The sequence below is a fragment of the Amycolatopsis sp. NPDC051102 genome, from assembly GCF_040682815.1.
Classification (GTDB): Bacteria; Actinomycetota; Actinomycetes; order Mycobacteriales; family Pseudonocardiaceae; genus Amycolatopsis.
In genome coordinates this window covers 200,568-225,675 of the sequence record NZ_JBFBBT010000008.1, presented here as the reverse complement: position 1 = coordinate 225,675, position 25,108 = coordinate 200,568, and the positions used below count along the sequence as shown (strand labels likewise).

18 protein-coding genes are annotated in these 25,108 nt (G+C 70.5%); 8 read left to right on the top strand and 10 right to left on the bottom strand.

The genetic code is table 11. The features are described from left to right. Positions 1-343: 343 nt before the first annotated feature. The 5 genes from AB0M93_RS23755 to AB0M93_RS23735 are packed head-to-tail and all read right to left on the bottom strand — an operon-like array spanning position 344 to position 8,617. Positions 344-5,014 (bottom strand): DEAD/DEAH box helicase, encoded by a 4,671-nt coding sequence (locus tag AB0M93_RS23755; protein ID WP_364276354.1) that lies wholly within the window; start codon positions 5,012-5,014, stop codon positions 344-346. Next, positions 5,007-5,795 (bottom strand): DeoR/GlpR family DNA-binding transcription regulator, encoded by a 789-nt coding sequence (locus AB0M93_RS23750; RefSeq protein ID WP_364276353.1) that lies wholly within the window; start codon positions 5,793-5,795, stop codon positions 5,007-5,009. The genes AB0M93_RS23755 and AB0M93_RS23750 overlap by 8 nt, the downstream gene beginning before the upstream one ends. Then, positions 5,767-7,044: an MFS transporter gene (locus tag AB0M93_RS23745; RefSeq protein ID WP_364276352.1), complete on the bottom strand. Its 1,278-nt coding sequence runs from the start codon at positions 7,042-7,044 to the stop codon at positions 5,767-5,769. The genes AB0M93_RS23750 and AB0M93_RS23745 overlap by 29 nt, the downstream gene beginning before the upstream one ends. After that, entirely contained in the window at positions 7,041-8,069 is a 1,029-nt protein-coding gene (gene pdxA / locus AB0M93_RS23740; RefSeq protein WP_364276351.1) for a 4-hydroxythreonine-4-phosphate dehydrogenase PdxA, read from the bottom strand. Before pdxA ends, AB0M93_RS23745 begins: the two co-directional genes overlap by 4 nt. Further along, positions 8,066-8,617: a four-carbon acid sugar kinase family protein gene (locus tag AB0M93_RS23735; RefSeq protein ID WP_364276350.1), complete on the bottom strand. Its 552-nt coding sequence runs from the start codon at positions 8,615-8,617 to the stop codon at positions 8,066-8,068. Before AB0M93_RS23735 ends, pdxA begins: the two co-directional genes overlap by 4 nt. Positions 8,618-8,799: 182 nt before the next feature. Here AB0M93_RS23735 and AB0M93_RS23730 point away from each other — a divergent pair, with 182 nt between their 5' ends. From AB0M93_RS23730 to AB0M93_RS23715, 4 genes are all read left to right on the top strand, one after another. Then, positions 8,800-10,638 (top strand): Hsp70 family protein, encoded by a 1,839-nt coding sequence (locus tag AB0M93_RS23730; protein WP_364276349.1) that lies wholly within the window; start codon positions 8,800-8,802, stop codon positions 10,636-10,638. A 51-nt stretch (positions 10,639-10,689) separates the two neighbouring features. After that, positions 10,690-10,884, top strand: a complete 195-nt coding sequence (locus AB0M93_RS23725; RefSeq protein WP_364252571.1) for a DUF3046 domain-containing protein — start codon at positions 10,690-10,692, stop codon at positions 10,882-10,884. A gap of 240 nt (positions 10,885-11,124) precedes the next feature. Further along, positions 11,125-12,171 carry a recombinase RecA gene (recA, locus tag AB0M93_RS23720; protein ID WP_003054505.1) on the top strand — a complete coding sequence of 349 codons (1,047 nt, stop codon included), beginning with the start codon at positions 11,125-11,127 and terminating at the stop codon, positions 12,169-12,171. Positions 12,172-12,415: 244 nt separating this feature from the next. Further along, entirely contained in the window at positions 12,416-12,943 is a 528-nt protein-coding gene (locus tag AB0M93_RS23715; RefSeq protein WP_364276483.1) for a regulatory protein RecX, read from the top strand. A 188-nt stretch (positions 12,944-13,131) separates the two neighbouring features. On the opposite strand, the gene AB0M93_RS23710 is transcribed toward AB0M93_RS23715, so the two are convergent. The 5 genes from AB0M93_RS23710 to edd all read right to left on the bottom strand — a co-directional run bounded on the left by AB0M93_RS23710 (position 13,132) and on the right by edd (position 21,039). Further along, entirely contained in the window at positions 13,132-14,832 is a 1,701-nt protein-coding gene (locus tag AB0M93_RS23710; RefSeq protein ID WP_364276348.1) for a DUF6119 family protein, read from the bottom strand. A gap of 268 nt (positions 14,833-15,100) precedes the next feature. Next, complete coding sequence (locus AB0M93_RS23705; protein ID WP_364276347.1) at positions 15,101-16,354, bottom strand: MFS transporter; 1,254 nt, start codon at positions 16,352-16,354, stop codon at positions 15,101-15,103. A 16-nt stretch (positions 16,355-16,370) separates the two neighbouring features. Then, complete coding sequence (locus AB0M93_RS23700) at positions 16,371-18,338, bottom strand: PEP/pyruvate-binding domain-containing protein (protein ID WP_364276346.1); 1,968 nt, start codon at positions 18,336-18,338, stop codon at positions 16,371-16,373. Between the two features lie 215 nt (positions 18,339-18,553). Next, entirely contained in the window at positions 18,554-19,159 is a 606-nt protein-coding gene (gene eda / locus AB0M93_RS23695; protein WP_364276345.1) for a bifunctional 4-hydroxy-2-oxoglutarate aldolase/2-dehydro-3-deoxy-phosphogluconate aldolase, read from the bottom strand. Then, the gene (gene edd / locus AB0M93_RS23690; protein WP_364276344.1) at positions 19,156-21,039 is read right to left on the bottom strand and encodes a phosphogluconate dehydratase; all 1,884 of its coding nucleotides are present in this window, start codon (positions 21,037-21,039) and stop codon (positions 19,156-19,158) included. Before edd ends, eda begins: the two co-directional genes overlap by 4 nt. A gap of 235 nt (positions 21,040-21,274) precedes the next feature. On the opposite strand from edd, the gene AB0M93_RS23685 reads away from it, so the two are divergent. From AB0M93_RS23685 to AB0M93_RS23670, 4 genes are read left to right on the top strand one after another with little or no spacing between them, the layout of a single operon-like run. After that, the gene (locus AB0M93_RS23685) at positions 21,275-21,562 is read left to right on the top strand and encodes a hypothetical protein (RefSeq protein WP_003054488.1); all 288 of its coding nucleotides are present in this window, start codon (positions 21,275-21,277) and stop codon (positions 21,560-21,562) included. Then, entirely contained in the window at positions 21,559-22,383 is an 825-nt protein-coding gene (locus AB0M93_RS23680) for a hypothetical protein (RefSeq protein WP_364276343.1), read from the top strand. The genes AB0M93_RS23685 and AB0M93_RS23680 overlap by 4 nt, the downstream gene beginning before the upstream one ends. 51 nt (positions 22,384-22,434) lie before the next feature. Then, positions 22,435-24,351 carry a fumarate reductase/succinate dehydrogenase flavoprotein subunit gene (locus AB0M93_RS23675; protein WP_364276342.1) on the top strand — a complete coding sequence of 639 codons (1,917 nt, stop codon included), beginning with the start codon at positions 22,435-22,437 and terminating at the stop codon, positions 24,349-24,351. After that, positions 24,348-25,100 (top strand): succinate dehydrogenase/fumarate reductase iron-sulfur subunit, encoded by a 753-nt coding sequence (locus AB0M93_RS23670; protein ID WP_364276341.1) that lies wholly within the window; start codon positions 24,348-24,350, stop codon positions 25,098-25,100. The genes AB0M93_RS23675 and AB0M93_RS23670 overlap by 4 nt, the downstream gene beginning before the upstream one ends. Positions 25,101-25,108: the final 8 nt, after the last annotated feature.

The window sequence follows — 25,108 nt, the reverse complement described above, 5'->3', positions numbered from 1 at the left end:
AGCGGTGGTGTGGGGGAGCGGTGGTGCCAGGGCAGCGGTACCGGGCAGCGGCGGTGCCAGGACGCGGTGCGAGGGAGCGGCGAAGCGCCGATGCCGGAGAGCGGCGGTGCCGGAGAACGGGGTCCGGGCAGCGGGGGCGCCGGGGCGCCGCGCTGCGAGGGAGCGGTGGTGCCGGGGGCGGAGCGGTGGTGGTGCGGTGGTGCCGGGGGCGGAGTGGCGGCGGTGCCGGGGATCGGGGGTTCCGGAGAGCGGCGGTGCCGGAAAGCCGCGGTGCCGGGGATCTGCCCCCGGCCCTCAGGCCCGGAGCCTTCCCCGACGGTCCCTCCCTGCCCCGGCCGAACCCTCAGGCCCGGAGCCGCAGGCCGGAGGGGGTGGCTCGGAAGCCCGCCTCCTGCAGTACTTCCGCCAGTTCCGACGTCAGCGCTTGCTCGCCGTCCGCGCGCTGGACCGACAGCTGGCCCAGCCAGCCCTCGCGCACCGCGGCCGACAGGGCCTGCGCTGCCTCCGACAATGCCTTCCTTTCCTCCGTGAAGCTCAGCAGTGACCTTCCTCCTCGCTCGACGTACAGGGCCGGGACCCCGTCCACCAGCACCGCCAGCGCGCCCGCCTTGCGGGCCGGGCGGTGCTTCGTATCGCCCGTTGCCGCCGGCCAGGGGAGGGCCGCGCCGTACGGCTGGGCCGGGTCCGCCGCCGCCAGGACCACCGGGCGGCCCGGGGCCGGGCGACCCGGGCCGGACAGTGCCCGCAGGCGATCGACCGCGCCCTTGGCCGCGAACTGGGCCGCGCCGAGGCCCTCCACCACGTAACCGCGGATCACCTGGCCCGTGTCCTCCATGCCGCGGAGCACCTTGTAGATCCCCGAAAACCCGCCGGTGACGCGTTCGGTGTCGAGGGCACCCCGGGTCAGGACTCCGTGGCGTTCCAGGAACGCTTCGGTGCGCGCGTGGGCGCGGCGGGTGGCGTCGGTCTCGCGGGATGGGGTCAGCGCCCAGCGGCCCGCCACCGTCGGCGGCCCGGACCGCGACGGCATCTGCGGCCGTCCCGCGCGCAGCCGGGCGTACCGTCCGCGGGGGGCCTGGCGCCGCGGCTTGTGCGCGCCGTGCCCGGCGACCTGCGCCCGGAGCGGGCCCAGCGTGTCGCCCGTGACCAGGCCGGCCCAGACCAGGTCCCACAGCGCCGCCACGACCTCGGCGTCGCTCGGGGCCTTGTCCACCAGCACTGTCGCGCGGTCCACCAGCTGGCGGAAGAACAGCGCGCCACCCTCCAAAGTGGACACGATCGCGTCGTGCAGCGGGCCGGTCGGGATGTCCTCGACGACCTCGGGCAGCAGCAGGTCGGCGACGTCGGTGGGGGCGAGGGCGATCCAGCCGTCGCCGCCGGACAGGGCGCCGCAGCCCGCCCACGTGACCTCACCCGCCGTCGTCAGCTCGTCCAGCAGGGCGGGGGAGTAACCCGGCAGCCGTCCGGGCAGGATCAGTGACTCCACCGCGCTCGCCGGCAGCGGTGCCCCGGCGAGCTGCTCGACCACCGACAGCACGTCGTCCGCCGTCGGCGCCGCCCGGACGCGTCCGCCGAACCCGTGCCACGACGGCAGGAACCGGCCCAGTGCCGCCGGCTCGACCGGCTCCACCTCGGCCCGCAGCTTCGCCAGCGACGTCCGCCGCAGCCGCCGCAGCACCGCCGAATCGCAGTACTCGACCCCGGCACCGTGCGTCTCCGGGTGCCCGACCGGGCTCAGCTCGCCGCGCACCAGGCGGCCTTCCCCGGTCATCCGGTCGAGCACCCCGGTGACCACGGCCGTGCCGAGACCGAACCGCGCGGCCGCGTCCGCCGCGGCGAACGGGCCCCGGCCCCGGGCGTAGCGCGAAAGCAGGTCCCCGAGCGGGTCCGCGACCGGTTCGGTGAAGGCTTCGGGCACGCCCACCGGCAGGGCGGTGCCCAGCGCGTCCCGCACGCGACCGGCGTCCTCGATGGCCAGGAAGCGTTCCGCGCCGCCGATCCGCACCCGGATCGCCCGCCGCGCCGCCTCCAGCTCGGTCAGCCACGCTTCCTGGATCCCGCGTTCGGCGGCCTCTTCGACGGTCAGGTCGCCGAGGAACCGCAGCAGGTCGGCGGCGTCCTCCGCCGAGCGTGCGTGCCGATCGGGCTCGAGCCGCTGCAGCGACCGTTCGACCTCGGTGACGGCCTCGGGATCCAGCAGCTCCCGGATCGCCTCGGTGCCCAGGAGTTCGGCCAGCAGCGCGGAATCCAGCGACAGCGCCGCCGCCCGCCGCTCGGCCAGCGGCGCGTCGGTCTCGTACAGGAACATCCCGACGTAGCCGAATAGAAGGCTGCGCGCGAACGGCGATGCGGCCGGCGTCTCGACCTCCACCAGCCGGACCTTGCGGGCGCGGACGTCCGCCATCAGCTCGCGCAGGCCGCTCACGTCGTAGACGTCCTGCAGGACCTCCCGCATCGCCTCCAGCACGACCGGGAACCGTTCGTACTTCGCCGCGACCGAAAGCAGCTGCGACGCGCGTTGCCGCTGCTGCCACAACGGGGTGCGGCGCCGCGGGTCCCGGCGCGGCAGCAGCAGCGACCGCGCCGCGCACTCCCGGAACCGCGCCGCGAACACGGCCGAGCCGCCGACCTCGGCGACGATCAGCTGCTCGACCTCTTCGGGGTCGAGCAGCACGTCGTCCGCGCCGATGGTGACCTCGCCGCCCTCGGCGTCCAGCGCGTCCGGCAGCCGCAGGACGATGCCGTCGTCGGAGTGCGCCACCTGCGCGTCGACGCCGCGGTTTTCCCGCAGCCGCGCGGCGATGGCCAGCGCCCACGGCGCGTTCACCTGCGCGCCGAACGGCGAGTGCACGATGATCCGCCAGTCGCCGAGCTCGTCGCGGTAGCGCTCCAGCAGGATCGTCCGGTCGTTCGGGACGTGCCGGGTCGCGGCCTTCTGCTCGGCCAGGTAGGCGAGGAGGTTGTCGCGCGCCCGCTCGTCCAGCCCCGCCGCCTCGGCCCGCGCGCGTGCCTTCTCCTCGTCCGAAGTGGACAGTTCGCGGACGAACTTCCCCAGCGCCCGGCCGAGTTCCAGTGGACGGCCCGGTGCGTCGCCCTTCCAGAACGGCATCCGTGCCGGCTCGCCGGGTGCGGGCACCACGATGACCCGGTCGTGGGTGATGTCGGTGATCCGCCACGACGAGGTGCCCAGCAGGATCGTGTCGCCGACGCGCGACTCGTACACCATCTCCTCGTCGAACTCGCCGACGCGCGAACCCGCCTTGTCGTCCGAGCCCGGCGTCATGACGGTGAACAGGCCGCGGTCCGGGATGGTGCCGCCCGAGGTGACCGCCAGCCGCTGCGCACCCGGCCGCCCGCGCAGCTCGCCGGTGATGCGGTCCCAGGTGATCCGCGCCCGCAGCTCGCCGAACTCCTCGCTCGGGTAGCGGCCCGCGAGCATGTCGAGCACCGCGTGCAGGGCGTCGTCCGGCATGGCGGCGAACGGGGCCGCCCGCCGCACCAGCGACGCCAGGTCCGGCACCGTCCACGGTTCCAGCGCGACCATGGCCACGACGTGCTGCGCCAGGACGTCGAGCGGGTTGCGCGGGTAGCGCACCGCCTCGATCGCCCCGCTCGCCATCCGTTCCGCGACGACCGCGCAGGAGACGAGGTCACCGCGGAACTTGGGGAACATCACCCCGGACGACACCGCGCCCACCTGGTGCCCGGCCCGGCCGACCCGCTGCAGCCCGGACGCCACCGTCGGCGGCGCCTCGATCTGCACCACCAGGTCGACCGCGCCCATGTCGATGCCCAGCTCCAGCGACGACGTCGCCACCACGCAGGGCAGCTGCCCGGACTTCAGCGCCTCTTCGACGTGCGTGCGCTGCTCCCGCGACATCGACCCGTGGTGCGCGCGGGCGATCACCGGCGGCGCGCCCGTGGTCACCCCGGACTGGCCGACAGCCTCCGCCGGGAACGCGTCGGCGGCCGTGAGCTCGGTCTGCTCGGCGGCCAGCTCGTTCAGCCGGGCGGTGAGCCGCTCGGTGAGCCGCCGCGAGTTGGCGAAGACGATGGTCGAGCGGTGTGCGCGGATCAGGCTCAGCACCCGCTCCTCGACCGCCGGCCAGATCGACGGCCGCTGCACGGGGTTGCCGGCCATCTCTTCCAGCGTGCCCAGGCCGCCCGGCGCGATGTCCCCGGGTGGGAACGCCTCGGTGAGCGACTCCAGCGATTCGAGGGCGTCGAGCGGGCTCGGCGCCGGCCCGCCGCGCGGGGCGTCGAGATTGCTCATGTCCTCGACCGGGACCTCGACGCGGACCTCGATGGTCTTCGCCAGCTTCGGCTGGACGACACGCACCGGGCGGCCGCCGGCCAGGAACGCGCTCACCTCGTCGACCGGGCGCACCGTCGCCGACAGGCCGATCCGCTGCGCCGGCTTCGGCAGGAGCGCGTCCAGCCGTTCCAGGGAGAGCGCGAGGTGCGCGCCGCGCTTGCCGCCGGCGACCGCGTGCACCTCGTCGACGATCACGGTCTCGACGCCGCGCAGCGACTCCCGGGCCGACGACGTGAGGATGAGAAACAGCGACTCCGGCGTGGTGACCAGCACGTCCGGCGGGGTCTTGCCGAACGTGCGCCGCTCGGCCGCGGTGGTGTCGCCGGTGCGCATGCCCACTTCGATCCCGGGCACCGGCAGTCCGAGCCGGCGGCTGGCCTGGGAGATGCCGGCGAGCGGGGCCCGCAGGTTCCGCTGGACGTCGACCGCCAGCGCCTTCAGCGGCGAGACGTAGAGGATCCGGCAGCGCTTGGTGGCTTCCGCCGGCGGCGGCTCCACCGAGAGCCGGTCCAGCGCCCAGAGGAACGCCGACAGCGTCTTGCCGGACCCGGTGGGCGCGACGACGAGGGCGTGCTCGCCCGCGTGCGCGGCCCGCCAGGCCCCTTCCTGCGCCGCGGTGGGCGCGGCGAAGGCTCCCGCGAACCAGTCCCGGGTCGCCGGGGAGAAGAGGTCGAGCACGTCGGTTGCCACGTCATTCATGATGCGCGGCACCACCGACAGTTTCCGGCTCGCCGGCCACGATCACGCTCTGGGCGAACTGCGGGAACGTGACGTCGACCTTCGGCTCGTCGGTGATCAGCCGGTACTCGCGGTCGAGCGGCGCCCAGTAGGAAAAAGGGGCCTGGTCCAGCTTGGATTGGTCGGCCAGCACGTACGCCTCCGTGCCCGCGTGGAGCATCGTGTGCTTGACCACCGACTGCTCCAGTGACGGGCAGCACACCCCCTTGCCGGCCACCACGCCGTCCGCGCCCAGGAACACCCGATCGGGTGAGATGTGCCTCAGCTGCGCGAGCACGCTCTCGCCGAGGATCGCTTCGCTGGGGTGCCGCAGCCGGCCGCCGAGGACGATCAGGTCGATCCCGGCGAAGCCGGCGAGCTCGCGGATCGCGTTCACGCCGTTGGTGACGACGGTCAGCCCCTCGCGGTGGGCGAGGTGGCGGGCGAGCCTGCCGGTGGTGGTGCCGGCGTCGAGCAGTACCACTTCGCCGTCCTGGACCAGCGCGGCGGCTTCCCGGGCGATGATGTCCTTCGCCGCCGCGTGCTCCCGGTCCTTTTCGCGGGGACTGCGTTCCGTGTCGAGCGCGCCGCCGTAGGTGCGGACGACGTGGCCCGCCCCGGCGAGCGAGGCGAGGTCGCGGCGGATCGTCGACTCGGAGACGCCGAACTCCTCGGCCAGCTCCGCGATGCCGCCGGCGCCGTCGCGGACGGCCTCCAGCAGCATCGCGCGCCGGTCACGGGTGCCTGGTCGCGGCTGGGACATGCGCCGACTCTTCCACAGTCGCGGATTTCAGCCCGAAGAACGCCAGTCCGGCGGCCACGGCGAGGAACGCGGCCAGGACGACGAACCCCGTGGTCGCGGTGCCGGTGACGTCGGTGAGCCAGCCGACCAGGTACGGCCCGGCGAACCCGCCGAGGTTGCCCAGTGCGTTGATCAGGCCCATCGCCACGGCGACCACCTCGATGCCCAGCACCCGGCCGGGGATCGCCCAGAACGGCCCGTACGGCATGTAGACGCCGGTCGCCACCACGCAGAGCAGCACCAGCTGCACGGCCGCCGGCCAGCGCACGAGGTTGCCCAGCAGCAGCCCGGCGATGGCGCCGAGCAGCGGCACCGTGACCGCGAGCCGCCGGTTGCCGGTGCGGTCGGACCAGTGCGCGCACGCGACCATCCCGGCCAGGGCCAGCACGTACGGCACAGCCGACAGGAAGCCGACGGCGGTCGCCGAGCCGCCGGTCATCGTCTTCACCACCGACGGCAGCCAGAGCGAGAACCCGTAGAAGCCGGTGATCCAGAAGAAGTAGACACCGACCAGCAGCAGCACCTGGCGGTTCGCGAGCGCCTGCCGGTAGCCCTGCTTCGCGAACGCCGGCTTCGCGTCCTCTTCGGCCTGCAAGGTGCGTTCGAGGTACTCGCGCTCCGCCGGGGAGATCCACCGGGCCCGCGCCGGCCGGTCGGCCACCGCGAACCACCAGACGACCGCCCACAGCAGCGGCGGCAGCCCCTGCAGGACGAACACCCAGCGCCACGACATGTGATCGAGCATGAACCCGGACAGCGGCGACATGAGGATCGCCGAGATCGGCAGGCACGTCATCCACAGCGCGTTCGCCCGCGCCCGTTCGGCCTGCGGGAACCAGGACGCCAGCAGGATCAGCACCGCGGGCCACACGCCGCCTTCGAACAGCCCGAGCAGCAGCCGAGCCAGGTGCAGCTGCGTTTCGTTCTGCACCAGGCCGCACAGCACCGCCGCGAACGCCCACGCGACCATCAGGATCAGCACGGTCTTGCGGGCGCTCCACTTCGCCGCCAGCACCGCCGCGGGGATCTGCAGCACGAGGTAGCCGACGAAGAAGATGCCGCTCGCCAGCCCCTTCGCACTGGCGGACAACGGGAAGTCGTCGCCGATGTAGGGCAGGATCACCGCGACGTTCGTGCGGTCGAGGTAGGCCAGCATGTACATCACCACCGCGACCGGGATGACGTACGCCCAGCGCCTGCGGGGGATCACCGGAGGGTCGGCGGGTAGATGGCGGGCAGTTTCCGGGCGAACGGCGCCAGGGTGGCCGCGGCCTTGAACGCCGCCCGCATGGTGCCGTGCGACGCCCGGCCGGTGCCGGCGATGTCGAACGCCGTGCCGTGGTCGACCGACGTGCGCAGGATCGGCAGGCCGACCGTCACCGACACCGTGCCGTCGAAGTCGTACGTCTTCGACGCGATGTGCCCCTGGTCGTGGTAGAGCGACAGCACGCCGTCGAACCGGCCCTGGATCCCTTGGTGGAACACGGAATCCGCGGGGATCGGGCCGACCACGTCGAGCCCGGCCACCCGCGCGGCGGCCACTGCGGGGGCGATCGCGATGATCTCCTCGTCGCCGAACTTGCCGTTCTCGCCGCCGTGCGGGTTCAGCGCGGCCACCGCCAATCTCGGTTTCTCCGTGCCGAACACCTCCAGCGCGGTGTACGCCTCCCGGATCGCGTGCTCGATGTTCTCCCGGGTGATCTGGTTGATCGCTTCGCGCAGCGAAAGGTGCCGGGTGGCGAAGAAGATCTTCAGCCCGGAGACCCAGAACATCGTGTTGAACCGGGTCGACCCGGTGAGCTCGCCGAGCATTTCGGTGTGCCCGAGGTGCTGCGAGCCGGCCGCCCAGATGGCTTCCTTGTTGATCGGTGCGGTCACGACGGCGTCGACCTCGCCCGCCAGCGCGAGCCGGGTGGCGACCTCGATGGCCCCGACCGCCGCGGCGCCCGCGGTCGCGTTCACCTCGCCCCACGGCAGGTCTTCGGTGACCACGCCGAGGTTGAGCACGTCGATCACGCCGGTGGTGAAGCGCGCGTCGGCGACCGTGGCGATCGGGTTGATCTCCAGGTGCAGGCCCAGGTGCCGGACCAGGCGTTCCAGCACGATCGCGTCGCCCACCGCCACCCCGTGCGCCATTTGCAGGGCTTCGGGCTCGGCGAGGGTCTTCAGGGTGATCTCCGGGCCGATGCCCACGGGGTCGCCGAGGGTGACGGCGAGGACGGGGAGGTCGCTCACGGGTTCTTCCTTCCGGTGGCCAGGACGTGGTTCGGGTGTTCCAGGCAGGCGGCTGTGACAACCGAGGCTTCGCCTCGGGCCGGGGGCTTCGCCACCTTCGGCGTCGATCTCGAAGCCTTCGGCCCCGAGCGCCTTGGTGACTCCGACGGCGATGTGGCCGCCGGTGGCGTACAGCCCGCCGATCCGGTGCGTGCCGAGCACCGGCCGGGCGGCCTCTCGGAGCGCGGGCGGGAGCCGCGCCGCCACCTCCGGATCGACCGGCGCCCCGGGCGCGAGCTCGCATGCCCACCACACGGTGCCCGGCCGCGAAGAGTTCGCCCCGCCGCCGCGCCGGCCTCCCGCACCACCTGCGTGGCGTGTGGTGGCGAGACGTGCCGGGTACCCAGGTTCACCACCGGCGCGTCGATCCCGCTTTCCGCGCGCAGGCAGGGCGCGCCCGGTGTCAGGGGCGTGTTGACGGAGACCGCGCGCAGCCCGGAGCGCGCATACAGCGCTCCGGTCGCGTTGCTGCCGGTCAGGTCGTCCCCGAGGACGAGCAGCTTCGGCACCGGACCCTCCCTTCTTGCGCGATCCGAGCAACTGAGTTGCGCGAACTGTGCAACTATCGTGCACCTTGATCCCCGTCCGCGTCAAGGAGCAGTGACTTTCGCGGGTCCGCACGCACGGTGACCGCGCACATGGCAGCATCACCGCGGGCGCTGCTGAGGCGCCTTTCGCGAAGGGGAGTGCTGTGCGGATCCTGTCGGTGGACCTCGGGACGTCCAACACCGTCGCCGTGCTTTCGGCGCACGGTATGCCGGCCCGGGTCGTCGAGGTGGACGGCTCGGCCAACATGCCGTCGGCGGTGTTCGCCACCGAAGAGGGCACGATCATGGTCGGCCGCGATGCCGAGCGCCGCGCCCGCCTCGACCCGACGCGCTTCGAACCGAACCCCAAGCGCCGCATCGACGAGCAGACCCTGCTGCTCGGCACCGACGTCGTCCCGGTCACCGAGGCGCTCGCCGCCATCCTGCGCCGGGTGCTCGAAGAGACGTCCCGCCAGCTCGGTGGCGAACAACCCGACGAGGTCCGGCTGACCCACCCCGCGCAGTGGGGCCAGACCCGCCGCAACGTCCTGATGTCGGCCGCCCGGCTCGCCGGGATGGGCCCGAACATCCTGCTGGTGCCCGAGCCGGTCGCCGCGGCGGCGCACTTCGCGTCGTTCCCCGGCAAGGCGCTCGCCCCCGGCCAGGCGCTCGCGGTCTACGACCTCGGCGCCGGCACGTTCGACGTCGCCGTCGTCGGCGCGACGCAGAACGGGTTCACCGTGCTCGCCGAGGACGGCCTGCCCGACCTCGGCGGCCTCGACGTCGACCAGGCGCTGATGGTGCACGTCGGGCGCGAGGTTTCGCACTCCGACCCGCAGCGCTGGCAGCGGCTGCTGCGCCCGGAGTCCACCGCCGACCGGCGCACCCGGCGCGCGCTGCAGGAAGACGTGAAGGCGGCCAAGGAGGCGCTGTCGCGGCACCCGCAGACCGAGGTGCCGATGCCCGAGCCGTTCAAGGACGTCCTCGTCACCCGCGGTGAGCTGGAAGGCCTGGTGCGGCCGGCGATGCTGCGCAGCGTCGAGCTGCTGTCGCGGACGCTGCGCTCGTCCGGGCTGGCCCCGGACCGGCTGGCCGGCATCTACCTCGTCGGCGGGTCGAGCCGGCTGCCGCTGGTCGGCACCATGATCGCGGAGAAGCTCGGCGTCGTGCCGGGCAGCCTCGACCAGCCGGAGACGGCCGTCGCGCTCGGCGCCCAGCACGTGGCCAGGGACGGGCTTTCCGTGCGGACGCAGAACGTCGAAGGCGCGGTGGCCGCGGGTGCTCCACCGCACCGCCCGCAGTACGCTCCGCCGCCACCTCCGCCGCAGCAGTACTACGGGAACTTCCCGCCCAGCGGCCCGCAGCCGATGCCGTCGAACTTCCCGTCGTACGCGCCCGCACCGGACAAGGCCGAGCCGAAGCCGGGCGGAAAGAAGAAGCTGCTCATCGGGATCGCGGCCGCGGTCGTCGTGGTGCTCGCCGCGGGGCTGACCTTCTTCCTCGCGTCGTCGTCCTCGGTCGCCACCTACACCGCGGACCAGTGCAGGACACCGGGACAGGCCGACGACAAGGGCTTCACCGGCTGCCTGCGCCAGCTCGCCGGGAAGATCGCCGACACCGGCGACTGCAAGCCCGGCATGGGCAACGGCCCGGCCGCGCCGGCGCAGAGCCTCGGCGCGGCCTCGACCTGCTCCGCGCCGGGCCGGGCGGGCACCCAGGTGACCTACGTCCACGGCGCCGGTGCCGACGTGCTCAAGCAGTACACCGACGGCCTGCTCGCCTCGGCCGGCGGCGACCGCACCGAGGCCGACTGGGGCGGCAACGGGCTCAAGGGGCACTATTCGTCGGCCGCGGGGAAGACGTCGGCGGTGCTCGTGTTCACCGTCTCGGACCGGCCGCTGGCCGGGTTCATCTACCAGCTGAACACGAGCGAGCAGGCCCAGGTGACGACGCCGGGCACGCTCGCCGACTACTTCGAGGCGAGCGTCCAGCCGGGGGAGTAGCCGGCGACGGCGTGTGCGGGCCGTGCGCGCCCGCCGGTTAGAGTGGGCCCGATGCGGATCACGGTTTTCCGGCGGCTGATGGCCGACGAGTTCGGCCCCGGGCGGGCCCAGGTGCTGGCCAGGGACCACGTGCTCAGCGGCCTCGGCGGGCGCACCGTCGACCAGGCGCTGACCGCGGGAATTCCGGCGAAGGAGATCTGGCGCGAGGTCTGCGACGCCTTCGACATCCCGGCCGAACGGCGCTGACCTGGGCGGATACGCCCGGGACCTGACCCGGGCGGGCGAAAATCCTAGCGCAAGGGTGTGTCGCTGCCGACCTCGAACAGGTGTTCGTCTAAGGTGTTGTCCACATCGGGTCCAGCGATCCACAGATTGGGCGCCGCGCCTGGAATTGTCGGTCCCCGCCGCTAGCGTCGGACCGGACAGCTGAAGAACCGACACAGAGCCCCCGGAAAGCCGGGGCTTCGACCAGCGAGGTGGACTTCCATGCCTGCAGCACCCGACAAGGACAAGGCGCTCGAGCTCGCGCTCGCGCAGATCGACAAGCAGTACGGCAAGGGCTCGGTGATGCGCCTCGGCGAGGACACCCGGCCGCCCATCGCCGTGATCCCCACCGGCTCGATCGCCCTCGACGTCGCGCTCGGCATCGGCGGGCTGCCCCGCGGCCGCGTCGTCGAGATCTACGGCCCGGAATCCTCCGGTAAGACGACGGTCGCCCTGCACGCGGTGGCGAACGCGCAGCGCGCCGGCGGCATCGCGGCGTTCATCGACGCGGAGCACGCCCTCGACCCGGAGTACGCCAAGGCCCTCGGCGTCGACACCGACGCGCTGCTCGTCTCCCAGCCGGACACCGGTGAGCAGGCGCTGGAGATCGCGGACATGCTGATCCGCTCCGGCGCGCTCGACATCCTCGTCATCGACTCCGTGGCCGCGCTCGTGCCCCGCGCCGAGATCGAGGGCGAGATGGGTGACTCGCACGTCGGCCTCCAGGCCCGCCTGATGAGCCAGGCGCTGCGGAAGATCACCGGTGCGCTGTCCAACTCGGGCACCACGGCGATCTTCATCAACCAGCTCCGCGAGAAGGTCGGCGTCATGTTCGGCTCCCCGGAGACCACGACCGGTGGTAAGGCGCTGAAGTTCTACGCCTCGGTCCGGCTCGACGTGCGCCGCATCGAGACGATGAAGGACGGCGGCGAGGCGGTCGGCAACCGGACCCGCGTCAAGGTCGTCAAGAACAAGGTGGCCCCGCCCTTCAAGCAGGCCGAGTTCGACATCCTGTACGGCCAGGGCATCTCCCGCGAGGGCTCGCTCATCGACATGGGCGTCGACCAGGCCATCCTGCGCAAGTCGGGCGCCTGGTACACCTACGAAGGCGACCAGCTCGGCCAGGGCAAGGAGAACGCGCGCCGGTTCCTGCGCGACAACCCGGACATCGCCAACGAGATCGAGAAGCGGATCAAGGAGAAGCTCGGCATCGGCCCGCAGCTCGACGCGGCAGCCGTCGAGGCGGTCCCGGCTCCGGTCGACTTCTGATCGAAGAGTGGGGTGGGGGGTGCGGGATTGGGTGAGGTGTGCTCGCGGAGTGCGCTCGCCCTTATCCCTTCGCCGTGTTCTCCGGGGGTCGAACCCCCGGACCCCCGCCAGGGGGCGAGCCCCCTGGACCCCCGGTGGGGTTGCGTTGGGTGGTGACGTTCGGCCTTGGCGGCGTGCGGCTTTGGTGATGTGTGTTGCTGGGGCTTGAGAACTGGGAGTGATCTAGGTGGCCAGGGCGCCCAAGGTGCCGCCTGCTGAACTTTCTGCTGAGGAGCGGTACAAGAAGGCCAAGGAGATCTGCTTCGATCTTCTGGCCGCTCGGCCGCGGACCCAGGAGGAACTGCGGCAGGCGTTGCAGCGCAAGGGGTTCGACGAGGAGACCAGCGAGACCCTGCTCGGCAAGCTCGACCGGGCCGGGCTGGTCAACGACGAGGAGTTCGCCCAGCTGTGGGTGAAGTCCCGGCACGCGAACCAGGGCCTCTCCCGCACCGCGCTGGTGGCCGAGCTGCGGCGCAAAGGCGTCGACGGCGACGTGGCCGCGCAGGCGGCCGGCGAGGTCGACCGCGAGTCCGAGGAGCAGATGGCTAGGGAACTGGTCCGCAAGCGCCTCGGCTCGCTCGGCAACGTCGACGAACAGACCGCCCTGCGGCGGCTGCTCGGCTTCCTCGCACGCAAGGGCTACCCGCAGGGGCTGGCCTACACCGTGATCAGGGAAGAACTCCGCGAGTACGGCGCGGAGTCCACCCTGCTCGACGACGCCGTCATCGACTGATGGCGGACAGCTGAACCGTCGAGCACTTCTCCCAGAACGACCCGGCGGGCCCAAGGCTTAGCGATGTGGCCGACTTGCCGCGCCGGGTCGGCGGGGAGGACGATTTGACGATGACGGTCTACTTCGACCAAGAGCCCGTCATCGTTGACAGGTCGAGCTGCTCGTCGACTGATGCCGCGTTTCCGAACCTAAGGGATCACGCTGACCTGCAGTGGGATGTTGGCGGATGTCAGCGAGATCGCAGCAGAGACCAAGGCTGACCGTGCGAAGGTGAAGAGGGTATTCGGGAGAAGCGGCTTGTCGGATCGATGGATGGCGTACACCAGACCTTCAGGCCTGGAGCCGAGCGTTTCGGCTCTGGCCGGGTCTTGCTCCCGGACTAGTTCGACGAACTCGGTCCATGTGGCCGGATCGGTGAGACTTTCTACGGCCACCAACCCTTGCGCGAAAAGATGACTGAGGACGGACGAGCCGGTCTCGCTACTGACTTTCTTGACATGGACAAGGACGTTGCTGGGGCCGAGCAGATCGCAGGTTTCGAACCCTTGCGGATGGATCCTTGTTCTCAGCAGCTTGCGATCTAGGCACAGGAAACGGTCGTCCGCCGTCGGGACGTATTCGTTGTAGTCGCGTTCGTGCACTGAGTTGGTCTTGGCATTGCGCGGAGCCATGTTCCAAGCCGGAAGCGTCCATTCCGGGGTGTTCGCGAACGCTTCGGTGACGATCCGGTCCACGTGCCGGAGGTACTTGTCACCGAGCCGGTACCAATCGCCGTCGAGGAGGATGTAGCGACACTTGGGGTCGATGATCTCGGCGGCCATCCAATGCAGCGCACTGACACTTCCGCCGAGGGATTTGCCGGTTTCGTCGAGGCCTTCGATCGTGCTGGCGCGCAGTGTTCGGAGCTGGTCCACGGCGGTCCGGCTCGCGATCCCCATGCGAAGGTCATCGATCCCGAGGTCATCGGTGTCGATCTGAACGCTTCCGACGTGGCCGCGGTAGACCCGAACGTCCGGACCGTCGTAGTACTTCGCGGGATAGGCGATGCCTACTTCGCCGCGGTCGGAATCGGGCTGCGCCAGCAGGTCCACTGCGGTCGAGTCGAGTAGATCATGCAGATCGTGTCCGGGTGCGAGTCGGCGCACCCATTGCAGTGGCTCCAGGCGATCGCGAACCTTCAGTTGGGCAACGACCTGAGTCAACTCCCGCAAGTCCGATATCAAGGACTCCCCTTGGATACCAAGAGGAAGCTGAACTCCGTCGCCGCACTCCAAGTTGAGCCGGAAGTTGCGGTAGCTGCCGCACTGCCGGACGTAGGCCAGGTCGACTGTAATGTCACCGTGCACCTTGCCGCTGAGTTTACGTACTAGCTCGGCGTGCTCTCTCAGACCGAATGCCCAGAGGCCTTGGCCGCCGGGGACCATGTTCTGGTCGACTCTCGCCTTGGCACTGAGCGCCCACCGTGTGATGCGACGGATCTCGTCGGGGTCAAGCAGCCGGACCGCCGCTTCGAGGCCGAACTCGCGGTCGAGCTTGCTGTCCCGCAGGTATCGCCATCCATGTCCGAAGGTCAGTGCGTAGTGGACGTCGTCGATCTTAAGGAAGAGAGCTGCGGAGGCAGTAGTGCTGGTGAAGCCGAGGTTCACTCCGGTCAACGAGGTGATCGCCGGTACCCAGTCCACCACTTCCGCCGGTGATTCACCTGAGATCAGCAGGCCGGGTGTCGAACCGACCCGAACTTCGTGGTGGGTGAATCTCTCCGCGGTGTCTTCGAGGATCTTCAGTGCGGCAAGTTCCTGCAACGAGTCGGCTGGATACATCCGGTACAGGCTCATCTTGCGTGTCGGGAATGAGTTCGGTTCGTCTTCTCCGATCGGGTGCTCGGTCATCCAGGGATCGATATCAACCCTCGGCCGGCCAAGTCCACGGTTCGTAAGAGTGTTCACTCGGTCGGATGCCGGGTGAGACTTCACGGTTATCCAATGTGGACATAAAGAGGTCATTTTCTGGGTGATTCGATTACCTCGACAGGGAAGTAAGCGCTGATTCCCTCGCCCGAGTTGACGGGCGGAGGGGCGAGCGTGGCGACAGCGCTCTGGTCCGGTCGATGGGATGCATCACGGCGGGCGTCCGGGCGTAAGGGCGCGGTCCCGGCCGTCACGCCGACACCGCTTCCCGGGGAACCGGGTGGCGCCGGTCCGAGCGGTGCTTGCGGACCGCCAGCAACAGCAGCGCCAGCAGGCCCATCGCCACGCACGTCACCACGGCCGTCAGCACCAGGAACTCGTTCAGCTGCCCGGCCGCCAGGTACGCGCCCAGCGCCACCGCGACCAGGGCGCACACCGCCCTGTCCACAATGGACTCCATGGACAAGAGGGTCGCGCGGTAGCGGGAGTCCGGGATGGAGTCGTTCAGCAGCTGCTTCTGGATCGGGAACGCGATACCCGTCGCCACCGCGAACACGCACAGCAGCACCACCGCCGGGAAGGGGCCCACGAAGACCATCGCGCCGAGGCACAGGGCCATCACGATCGTCAGGGTGAACACCGAACCCACCGGGCCGATCGCGCGGCGGAGCCGGTGGGGGCGGGCCGCGCCCAGGGCCTCGAAGACCGTCATCGCGGCCAGGACCGCGCCGTACCAGTTCACCGAGAGCGACTTCGACTCCAGGATCGGCTGGAACAGGTTCACCTGGCAGATCCGCACCAGCGTGAACATCGCGATGCCCTGCACCATCAGCAACACCAGCCAGCGGGACGAACGCAGCGCCGACAACGCGCCGCCGACTCCCGCCAGCACCGATGCCGTCTTGCCTGCCGCCCGGCGGCCGCCGGGGATCGGCGGGAGCTTGCACGCGAACACGAGCGCGATACCCGCGTTGATCGCCGTCAGCCAGTACGGGGAAGGGAGGTTCCACGCCATCAGCAGACCGATCACCGGCCACAACACGATCTTGCCGACCAGGCTGTACGCGCGGCCGACGCCTTCCACCCGCAGGTAGTGTTCCCCCGCGCCGGAGGCGTGCAGATACTCGTACAGGTACGCGCTCTGCGCGCCGGACACCAGCGAGCGGGCCAGGGCGATCAGGACGAAGTGCACGAGGAAGCCCGCGTACGAGCCCGACAGCACCGGCACCAGGTTCGCCGTCACCAGCACGCCGGCGCCCGCCGCCAGCGAGGTGCGGTAGTCGAAGCGGTCGGCGATCATCCCCGTCGGGATTTCCAGCAGGCAGAACACGATGTAGTAGATGCTCTGGATGCCGAAGATTTCGCCGTCGGACAGCCCGGCGAGCTTTTGGTAGGAGTAGAAGATCGGGACCCACAGCAGCAGGCCGAAGAAGAACTGGAACCCGTAGCTCAGCCGGACGGCGCGCTGAACGGCGGGTGTCGCTGGCAGGCGAAGGCCCAGCATGGTCTGTCTCCCGGAATCAGGCCGAATAGGGGCGCAGCTGCACGAGGTGGAGGTGGTCGCCGTCGGCGAGCCACTCGATGTCCACCGGTGAGCCGAACGTGTAGTCGGGCGAGAAGTGTCCTTGCAGCAGGCGGCCGGCGATCGCCAGCCGCTGCAGCTGGTCGTGCGCCCGCGAGCCGAGGTCTTCGGACGCGTCGCCCAGCGACACCGTGCGGCCGCCGCCCTCGACCGTCGAATACAGGTACTGCATCGGCAGGGCCGACCCCTCGACGACGTCGGTGACGCGCGGCGACACGTTGACGTACACCGTGCGGAAGTCCGCGCGGTTCAGCGGGTTCGTCGTCACCAGCACCCCGCCGAAGTCGGCCGCGACCTGCTCCTGGATGACGACACCCATGTAGCACTCGTCGAGGGAGATCCCGGCCTGCTGCCGCAGCCGGACGCTGCGCACCGACACCAGCGACGCCCAGACCTCCTTGACGCTGGCGAAGATGCGCTCCGCCGTGGTGACGTGGTTGAGCGACTCGTAGATCCCGGCGGCCGAGAACCCGGCGAGGTCCTCGGCGTTGGACGAGCTGCGCACGACGAACGCCTGCACCCCGGCCAGCTGCGACACCAGGGCGGAGTCGATCTCGCCGGCGAGCGCGCCCGGCATGCGCGCCGACCTGATCAGGCCCTGCAGCTCGACGCACAGCGGCTCGATCTCCCGCGCGTCCAGTTCCAGGGCCATCTTCAGCTTGCCGATGGCCTGCTGGATCCGCGGCGACGACTCGAGGAACCGCCGTTGCAGCGAGAACGGCAGCGCGACCCCACGCGGCACGCGGACGTGCTCGTCGAGCAGCCGCCGGGCCGCGGCGCCCAGATCGGCGTCCGCCGGGACGTCCAGCAGCCGGGCCAGGTACGGCAGCAGGTTCTCCCGCGGCGGCCGCGGCACCTGGTAGAAGCCGAGCAGCCGCTCCGAACCGCCGGCCAGGACGTGGTGCAGCTCGCCCAGGTTGGCCGCCTTCGTGCCGTAGCGGTGGCGGTCGGACGCGCGCAGCCGCGCGAGGTTCACGATCGGGCTGTGGTCGGCCTCCGGCTGCTCCAGCGTGACGCGCTGGGCGTACCAGGCCGGCGGCGCCGCGTCGGCCGGCTCGTCGATCTCGCGCAGGGAGAACCCCTGGGCGTCGACGGTGTACTCGACCCACTTGCCGTCGAGCCCGCGGCGCTCGACCTCCGCCAAGGCGCCGAGCTGGACGGCGTTCGGGATCTGCCAGCCGGTGGCGAGGACGTTGGTGTGCGACAGCGGCGTCGTGTGCCGGGCGTTGACGATCCCCGACAGCCGCGGGATGTCGTCCGGCACGCGGTCCATCACGATGATGTCGGTCCAGTCCAGCGTCGCGGCCCGGTACTCGGCCTCGGTGCGGAACGCGCGCAGCCGTCCGGTGGCCGTGCCGGGGTTCAGCGCGACGAACGGCGCCGTGGAGAACAGCTCGTGTGCGTAGACGCGGGGCAGCTCGCTCGCCGGGATCTCCCGGACGATCCGCTCCTGCCGCTGGTTGGCCGGCTTGAACACCAGCGGCAGCGACGGGTCGGTGTACTGCGCGACGAAGGCGTGGAACTCGCGGATCAGCTCGGCCGGCATGGTGTCGACTTCGACCGTTTCCAGCGAAAGCAGCTGCGGGTGCAGCGCGAGAATGCCGAGGAGGAACCGGCGGTCCGGCGCGTGGTAGAAAGTCTCGTTGTACGAGTCGATCTCCGTGCGCACGCGTTCTTCGGGGACGCCCAGGATCTCTTCGCCGATATAGATCGCGTGAAAGGAATGGCGCGCGTTGTTCAGAAAGTGGATCTTCGCCTGCTCGCGGTCGACCACGACCTTGACGAAGGAATAGCCGCCGAGCGTGCCGCCCAGCTGGTGGAGTGCGGACACCGAAAGGCGTTCGCCGACAAGGGCGGCGACGGTCTCGGGGGCAGGACTGGGGGCGACCACGCTGGTCAGGGACACTGATTCTCCTCGCTGGAAATAGCGAAGAGAAACGATAACAGGCAGGTAAATAACCCACCAGAGTGACCGTTGCGCCATTCAGCGGGACGGGGCCCGTTCCGATGACCGGCGCCACACCCGCTCGGAGCACCGTTCCAGCGCGCTGGAACGGTGCTCCCGGAATGCGGACGCGCATTCCGCCGTTCGGGTAAGCCGATGAGGCGGCGTGATCTCCGCTACAGCGCGGCGGCTTCCGCGGCCAGCTTCTCGATGGTGGCGGGGTCCAGCGACGACGTCAGCCACGAGCCGCCGATGCAGCCGACGTTCGGCAACGCCAGGTACGACGGCGCCGAGGCCACGGTGATCCCGCCGGTCGGGCAGAACTTCAGCGAGGGCAACGGACCGGCGATCGACTTCAGGTATGCGACGCCGCCGGACGCCTCCGCCGGGAAGAACTTCAACGCCGTGAGCCCGCGCTCGGCCAGCCGCATCGCTTCGGAGACCGTGCTCGCGCCGGGCAGGAACGGCAGCCCGGAGTCGAAGCACGCGTCGACGACGGCGTCCGTGCAGCCCGGCGTCACGAGGAACTTCGCGCCCGCGTCGGCCGCCTGCTTCGCCTGGTCCGGCGAGACGACGGTGCCGGCGCCGATGACGATGTCCGGCACCTCCGCGGCGACGCGCTCGATCGCCGACAGCGCCGCCGGGGTGCGCAGGGTCAGCTCGATGACCCCGATCCCGCCGGCGAGCAGGGCCCGGGCCGTGGGCACCGCGTCGTCGGCGTCGTCGATCACCACGACGGGCATCACGGGGGACAGCTCGAGCAGGTCCTGACCGGTGGTCACTGACCGACCTCCTGGGGTGCGAAAGCGGGCGTTCCGAAGTGCTCCGGGGTCAAGCCGCCGAACACCGAAGCGCCCTGGTCAGCGGGGCCGACGGCACGGCGCAACGCGGCGAACAGCTCTCGGCCGGTGCCGGTCCAGGATGCTTCGGACGGCGGGGAGTCCACAAGCTCGCGCCGGGCGAGTTCTTCGTCACCGACCAGCACGTCGAGCGAGCCCGAGGACGCGTCGAGCCGGATGACGTCGCCGTCGGCGATGCGCGCGATCGGGCCGCCCGCCGCGGCTTCCGGCGTTACCTGGATGGCCGCCGGGATCTTGCCCGACGCGCCCGACATGCGGCCGTCGGTGAGCAACGCCACGGCGTGCCCGCGGTCCATCAGCACGCCCAGCGCCGGCGTCAGGCCGTGCAGCTCCGGCATGCCGTTGGCCCGCGGGCCCTGCTGCCGGACCACCACGACGACGTCCCGGTCCAGTTCGCCGGCCTCGAACGCGGCCGTGAAGTCCTCCTGCGTGGTGAACACGCGTGCGGGCGCCTGGACGACGCGGTGCTCCGGCGCCACCGCCGACACCTTGACCACCGCGCGGCCGAGGTTGCCCTCGACCATCCGTAGCCCGCCATCGGCGGCGAAGGGCCGCCACACCGGCCGCAGCACGTCCTCGTCGAGGCTGCGGGTGGGCACGTCCCGCCAGACCAGCTCGCCGTCGGACAGGATCGGCTCCGCGCGGTAGCGGTGCAGCCCGAACCCGGCCACCGTGTGGACGTCTTCGTGCAGGAACCCGGCGTCGAGCAGCGAGCCGACGAGGAACTGGATGCCGCCGGCGGCGTGGAAGTGGTTGATGTCGGCGCTGCCGTTCGGGTAGACCCGCGCCAGCAGCGGCACGACGGCCGAGAGGTCGGAGAAGTCGTCCCAGGTCAGCTGGATGCCCGCGGCCGCGGCGATCGCGACCAGGTGCATCGTGTGGTTGGTCGACCCGCCCGTGGCGAGCAGCGCGACGACGCCGTTGACGAACGCCTTCTCGTCGAGGATCCGCGAGACCGGCGTGTACTCCTCGCCGCGTGAAATCGCCACGACCCGCCGTCCGGCCTCTTCGGTCAGCGCGCGACGCAGCGAAGAACCCGGCTGGACGAAGCTGGCGCCCGGCAGGTGCAGGCCCATCACCTCGACGACCATCTGGTTCGAGTTGGCCGTGCCGTAGAAGGTGCAGGTGCCGGCCGAGTGGTACGACGCCGCTTCGGCGTCGAGCAGGTCTTCGCGGGTCGCGAGGCCCTCGGCGTAGAGCTGCCGGACGCGCGCCTTCTCCTTGTTCGGCAGTCCGGAGTTCATCGGGCCGGCCGGGACCAGCAGCGCGGGCAGGTGCCCGAACGACAGCGCGCCGATGAGCAGGCCGGGGACGATCTTGTCGCACACGCCGAGCAGCAGGGACGCGTCGAACATGTCGTGCGACAGCGCGATCGCCGTCGACATCGCGATGACCTCGCGGCTGAACAGCGACAGCTCCATGCCCGCGCGGCCCTGCGTGATGCCGTCGCACATGGCGGGCACGCCGCCGGCGAACTGGGCGACCCCGCCGGCGGAGCGCACGGCCTTCTTCAGCCATGCCGGGTACTCCTGCATCGGCTGGTGCGCCGAAAGCAGGTCGTTGTAGGACGACACGATCGCGACGCCGGGAGCGCGCGCGGCCCGCAGCGCCTCCTTGTCGACGCCGTCCATCGCGGCGAAACCGTGGGCGAGGTTGCTGCAGGCGAGACCGCGGCGGACCGGGCCTTCGGCGTACGCCGCGGCCATCCGGTCGAGGTAGGCCGTGCGGGTCGCGGCACTGCGCGCGGCGATGCGGGCGGTGACTTCGGCGATGACGGGGTGCAACGATGGGGTCGGGCTCATGTCCGGCTCCGGATCACTGGGGTGGGGTGGTCCGCGGGACGGCAGCGCTGACGCCTCTGGGTCGTGACACTGGCCACACTACCTCGGGAAAACGCCGAATCAAAATCGATTCAGAAGATCGCCGCGCGTGACCCCGATCACCCTCGGAACCGTTAGTGTGCTAGTTGTCACACTGCACGACGCGTGGCAAAGCCTTAGCCGGGTTCCCTGCCAGCCCCACCACACGGGAGGCATGATGTCCACCTCCGAGATCGCCGAGCTGCGGCGAACCATCGGCCAGCTCCGGCAGTGCGTCGGCGCACTGCGCTCTCGCTACGGCGACGCGTCGGCCGTGCGCCGGCTCGCCAACGACGTCGAGCGCCTCGACATCGACACCGCGGACCTCGACGGCGTGCCCCTCGCGGTGCCCGCGCAGGCGAAGGCCGCCGAGCGCGTCCCCGTCCCCGACACCCCTTACGACCCGGCGCTGTGGCACGGCGCCGATGACGAAGGCGTCGGCGGCTACAAGCGCGACCAGCGGTGAGCGCTCCCGCTGACAACGGCGTCGGCACCGGTGTCCGGGCCCCGAAGCGGGCCCGGATCGCCGAGCGCACCCTCCGCACGGACCGGTGGTGGCTCCAGCCGCTGCTGACCGTGCTCGGACTGTCGGCGTTCATCATCTACGCGACGGTCCGGTCGTTCGTGCGCACCGCGTACTGGGTGCCCGACTACCACTACCTGACCCCGTTCTACTCGCCCTGCCTGTCCACCTCCTGCGTCGAGGGGTCGAGCCACTTCGGCCACTGGTTCGGCGACCTGCCCGGGTTCATCCCGCTCGGGTTCGTGGTGCTGCCGTTCCTGCTCGGGTTCCGGCTGACCTGCTACTACTACCGCAAGGCCTACTACCGGTCGGTGTGGTTCTCCCCGCCCGCCTGCGCCGTCGCGGAACCGCACGCCAAGTACACCGGCGAGACGCGGCTCCCGCTGATCATCCAGAACGTCCACCGCTACTTCTTCTACGTGGCGCTGATCGTCTCGCTGATCAACACCTACGACGCCATCACGGCGTTCCACGGGAAGACCGGCGGCTTCGGCTTCGGGCTGGGCAACGTCATCCTGCTCGCCAACGTGATCCTGCTCTGGGCCTACACGCTTTCCTGCCACTCCTGCCGGCACGTGACCGGCGGCCGGCTGAAGCACTTCTCCAAGCACCCGGTGCGCTACTGGATCTGGACGCAGGTCACGAAGCTCAACACCCGCCACATGACGCTGGCCTGGACGACGCTCGGCACCCTGGTGCTGACCGACTTCTACGTCATGCTCGTCGCCAGCGGCGCGATCTCGGACCTGAGATTCGTCAACTAGCGTCCCGCTTTCCCCATAACGACGTCCCCAGTTCCGAGGTGGAATCTCTTCATGACCGAGGTCGAACGGCACAGCTACGACGTGGTGGTGATCGGTGCCGGTGGCGCCGGTCTGCGCGCCGTGATCGAAGCCCGCGAACGCGGCTTCCGCGTCGCGGTCGTGTGCAAGTCCCTGTTCGGCAAGGCGCACACGGTGATGGCCGAGGGCGGGTGCGCCGCCTCGATGGGCAACGCGAACTCGAACGACAACTGGCAGGTCCACTTCCGCGACACCATGCGCGGCGGGAAGTTCCTCAACAACTGGCGGATGGCGGAGCTGCACGCCAAGGAGGCGCCGGACCGCGTCTGGGAACTCGAAACCTACGGCGCGCTGTTCGACCGCACCGCCGACGGCCGGATCAGCCAGCGCAACTTCGGCGGGCACACCTACCCGCGGCTGGCGCACGTCGGTGACCGCACCGGGCTCGAGCTGATCCGCACGATGCAGCAGAAGATCGTCTCGCTGCAGCAGGAGGACTTCGCCGAGACCGGGGACTACGAGGCGAAGATCAAGGTCTTCGCCGAGTGCACGGTCACCGAGCTGCTCACCACCGACGGGAAGATCGCCGGCGCGTTCGGCTACTGGCGCGAGAGCGGGCGGTTCGTCCTGTTCGAGGCGCCCGCGGTCGTGCTCGCCACCGGCGGCATCGGCAAGTCGTTCAAGGTGACGTCGAACTCGTGGGAGTACACCGGTGACGGTCACGCGCTGGCCCTGCGGGCGGGCGCGAAGCTGATCAACATGGAGTTCGTCCAGTTCCACCCGACCGGGATGGTCTGGCCGCCGAGCGTCAAGGGCATCCTCGTCACCGAGGGCGTCCGCGGCGACGGCGGGGTGCTGAAGAACTCCGACGGCAAGCGGTTCATGTTCGAATACGTCCCCGACGTGTTCAAGGGCCAGTACGCCGAAAGCGAAGAGGAAGCCGACCGCTGGTACTCCGACCAGGAGAACAACCGGCGCACGCCCGACCTGCTGCCCCGCGACGAGGTGGCCCGCGCGATCAACTCCGAGGTCAAGGAGGGCCGCGGCTCCCCGCACGGCGGCGTCTTCCTCGACATCGCCAGCCGGCTGCCGGCCGAGGAGATCCGCAAGCGGCTGCCGTCGATGTACCACCAGTTCAAGGAACTGGCGGACGTCGACATCACCGCGGAGCCGATGGAGGTCGGCCCGACCTGCCACTACGTCATGGGCGGCATCGAGGTCGACCCGGACACGGCGGCGGCGAGCGTGCCCGGCCTGTTCGCGGCCGGCGAGTGCTCGGGCGGCATGCACGGGTCCAACCGGCTCGGCGGCAACTCGCTGTCCGATCTGCTGGTCTTCGGCCGGCGCGCGGGGCTCGGCGCGGCCGAATACGTGCTCGGCCTCGAGGGCAGGCCCGCCGTCTCCGAGTCTGATGTGGACGCTGCGGCGAAGATGGCGCTCGCGCCGTTCGACCCGCCTTCCGGTGCCTCGGCGGAGAACCCGTACACCCTGCACACCGAGTTGCAGCAGTCGATGAACGACCTGGTCGGCATCATCCGCAAGGCGGGCGAGATCGAGCAGGCGCTGATGAAGCTCGCCGAGCTGCGACAGCGGATCCTGCGCGTCACGGTCGAAGGGCACCGGCAGTTCAACCCGGGCTGGCACCTCGCGATCGACCTGCGCAACATGCTGATGGTCAGCGAGTGCGTCGCGAAGGCGGCGTTGACGCGGACCGAAAGCCGCGGCGGGCACACGCGGGACGACTTCCCGGGCATGGAAGCGGACTGGCGCAACAAGCTCCTCGTGTGTTCGGCCTCCCCGGGCGACAACCCGGTGGTGCCGGACATCGACGTCGAGGTGAAGGAGCAGGTGCCGCTGCGGCAGGACCTGCTGGAGCTGTTCGAGTTCGGCGAACTCGGGAAGTACTACACCGATGCGGAGCTCGAGACGCACCCCGGGAGCAAGGCATGAGCTACAAGGCGAGTTTCCGGGTCTGGCGCGGTGACGCCGAGGGCGGCGCGCTGCAGGACTTCACGGTGGAGGTGAACGAGGGCGAGGTCGTCCTCGACATCATCCACCGGCTGCAGGCGACCCAGGCCGCGGACCTCGCCGTCCGCTGGAACTGCAAGGCGGGCAAGTGCGGCTCGTGCTCGGCGGAGATCAACGGCCGCCCGCGCCTGCTGTGCATGACGCGGATGTCGACGTTCACCGAGGACGAGGTGATCACGGTGACGCCGATGCGGACGTTCCCGGTGATCCGCGACCTCGTCACCGACGTGTCGTTCAACTACACGAAGGCGCGCGAGATCCCGTCGTTCACCCCGCCGGCCGACCTGAAGCCGGGCGAATACCGGATGCAGCAGGTCGACGTCGAGCGGTCACAGGAGTTCCGCAAGTGCATCGAGTGCTTCCTGTGCCAGAACACCTGCCACGTGGTGCGTGACCACGAGGAGAACAAGGAAGCCTTCGCCGGGCCGCGGTACCTGATGCGGATCGCGGAGCTGGAGATGCACCCGCTGGACGTCGCGGATCGTCGAGACGCGGCCCAGGACGAGCACGGCCTCGGGTACTGCAACATCACGAAGTGCTGTTCGGAGGTGTGCCCGGAGGGCATCCACATCACGGACAACGCACTGATCCCGATGAAGGAGCGCGTCGCAGACCGCAAGTACGACCCGATCGTCTGGCTGGGCAACAAGCTCTTCCGCCGGGACAAGTAGGGCTTTCT

What these genes read in the sequence shown, in the direction of transcription:
- AB0M93_RS23725 (WP_364252571.1), top strand. Translation starts at nt 10,690, where the DNA reads ATGCGGATCACGGTTTTCCGGCGGCTGATGGCCGACGAGTTCGGCCCC.
- AB0M93_RS23705 (WP_364276347.1), bottom strand. Translation starts at nt 16,354, where the DNA reads ATGCTGGGCCTTCGCCTGCCAGCGACACCCGCCGTTCAGCGCGCCGTC.
- AB0M93_RS23750 (WP_364276353.1), bottom strand. Translation starts at nt 5,795, where the DNA reads ATGTCCCAGCCGCGACCAGGCACCCGTGACCGGCGCGCGATGCTGCTG.
- AB0M93_RS23670 (WP_364276341.1), top strand. Translation starts at nt 24,348, where the DNA reads ATGAGCTACAAGGCGAGTTTCCGGGTCTGGCGCGGTGACGCCGAGGGC.
- AB0M93_RS23755 (WP_364276354.1), bottom strand. Translation starts at nt 5,014, where the DNA reads ATGAATGACGTGGCAACCGACGTGCTCGACCTCTTCTCCCCGGCGACC.
- AB0M93_RS23675 (WP_364276342.1), top strand. Translation starts at nt 22,435, where the DNA reads ATGACCGAGGTCGAACGGCACAGCTACGACGTGGTGGTGATCGGTGCC.
- recA (WP_003054505.1), top strand. Translation starts at nt 11,125, where the DNA reads ATGCCTGCAGCACCCGACAAGGACAAGGCGCTCGAGCTCGCGCTCGCG.
- edd (WP_364276344.1), bottom strand. Translation starts at nt 21,039, where the DNA reads ATGAGCCCGACCCCATCGTTGCACCCCGTCATCGCCGAAGTCACCGCC.
- AB0M93_RS23685 (WP_003054488.1), top strand. Translation starts at nt 21,275, where the DNA reads ATGTCCACCTCCGAGATCGCCGAGCTGCGGCGAACCATCGGCCAGCTC.
- AB0M93_RS23710 (WP_364276348.1), bottom strand. Translation starts at nt 14,832, where the DNA reads ATGACCGAGCACCCGATCGGAGAAGACGAACCGAACTCATTCCCGACA.